This is a genomic window from Microbacterium sp. (assembly GCF_052102115.1).
In the GTDB taxonomy this organism is placed as follows: Bacteria; Actinomycetota; Actinomycetes; order Actinomycetales; family Microbacteriaceae; genus Microbacterium.
Map to the genome: position 1 here is coordinate 1 of NZ_JBQDVP010000011.1, position 1,784 is coordinate 1,784.

Here is a 1,784-nt window from a genome sequence, read left to right on the forward strand (position 1 = left end):
ACATCGCGACGTACTTCCAGATCGACGACCCCGTGAACCCGGTGACCGTCTTCACGCCGAGCGCCGCGGCCAGGCGGGCGGTGTTCTTCAGCTCTTCTGCGGCGCGCTGACGCACACCCTCGGGGTCGCCGTCGCCCCACACCTGGTCGGAGACGATGTTGCGGTGACGCTGGTCGATCGGGTCGTCGCACACCACCTGTCCCTTGAGGTGGTTCGAGATCGTCCAGACCTGCAGTCCGTTGCGCTCGAGGATGTCGAGCCGGCCCTGCACGTACTCGGCGTCATCCCAGCGCCAGGGATCGAGGTGATCGCCCCAGCAGGCGACCTCGAGGCCGTCGTAGCCCCACTCGCCCGGGAGTCGGCAGACCTCTTCGAACGGCAGATCGGCCCACTGGCCGGTGAACAGGGTGACAGGTCGTGACATCATCGTCCTCTTCTCGTGAGTTTCGTATCGTGGTCGTTCAGACGTCGAGCCAGGCCGAGCCGCTGTGCGCACTGCGCTCGACGGCGTCGAGCACGCGCTGCACCCGCAGCCCGTCGGCGAACGTCGGCTGCGGATGAGCACCCGCCGCGATCGCCTCGGTGAGATCCTTCACCTGGTGCGAGAAGCCGTGCTCGTAGCCGAGCATATGCCCGGCCGGCCACCAGCCGGAGAGGTATGGATGCTCGGGCTCGGTGACCAGGATGCGGGCGAAGCCCTGCTCTGCCGCGGGGCGGGTGGCGTCGTAGAAGTCGAGCACGTTCATGTCTTCGAGGTTCCAGTGCAGCGAACCGGCGTCGCCGGAGATCTCGAGGTCGAGGGCGTTCTTGCGCCCGGTCGCGAAACGGGTGGCCTCGAACGTCGCGAGGGTGCCGGACTCGAGGCGGGCGGTGAACAGTGCGACGTCATCGACCGTGACGGTGCCTATGTCCGTGCCGGCGGTGCCGCCGAGGCCGACCGCCTCAGCCAGCACGGGCCGTTCCTCGACGAGCGTCTCCATCACGCCCGAAACCTGGGTCAGCGCCTGCCCGGTGACGAACTGCGTCATGTCGACGATGTGCGCGCCGATGTCGCCCAGCGCGCCGGAGCCGGCGCGGTCCTTGTCGAGCCGCCAGGTCATCGGCGACTCGGGGTCGGCCAGCCAGTCCTGCCGGTAGCTCGCGCGCACCTGGCGGATCGTGCCGACCCGGCCGGCGGCGATCATGTCGCGCATGAGGGTCACGGCGGGCACGCGACGATAGGTGAAGCCCACCATGGCGCGGATGCCGCGTGCCGCAGCATCCTGCGCAGCCTGCTCCATCGCCTCGGCCTCTTCGACCGAGTTCGCGAGCGGCTTCTCGCACAGCACGTGTTTGCCCGCAGCCAGGGCCGCGATCGCGATCTCGGCGTGCGAGTCCCCGGGGGTGACGATGTCGATCAGGTCGATGTCGTCGCGAGCGATGACCTCGCGCCAGTCTGTGGAGGTCTCGTCCCACCCCCACGCGCGGGCGGCAGCGGCAGTCTTCTCAGCATCCCGGCCGACCAGCACAGTCATCCGCGGGGTGAGGGGGAGGTCGAACGCGGCGGGCGCCTGCCGCCAGCCGACGGAGTGCGCCGCTCCCATGAATCCGTGGCCGATCAGGGCCACTCGCAGCTCGGTTGTCATCTTCTACTCCCCGGTACGGTGCGGATAGGAACAGTGCAGATACGAACAGTGCGGGGGGGGGGGCCCCGCGCCCCCCCCCCCCACGACGGGCCCGGACACAAACCCACAAACAAAAAAACAACCCACAAAAAAACCACAACAAAAAAACACCACACGACG

General features: G+C 68.3%; 2 protein-coding genes. Both read right to left on the minus strand.

All coding sequences use genetic code 11. From position 1 onward, the window contains the following. The coding region (locus ACTICP_RS05385; RefSeq protein ID WP_441890266.1) for a sugar phosphate isomerase/epimerase family protein at window positions 1-424 on the minus strand (424 nt) is incomplete at its 3' end. A gap of 37 nt (window positions 425-461) precedes the next feature. Then, window positions 462-1,625, minus strand: coding sequence for a Gfo/Idh/MocA family protein (locus ACTICP_RS05390; protein WP_441890268.1), 1,164 nt, complete (start codon window positions 1,623-1,625; stop codon window positions 462-464). Window positions 1,626-1,784: the final 159 nt, after the last annotated feature.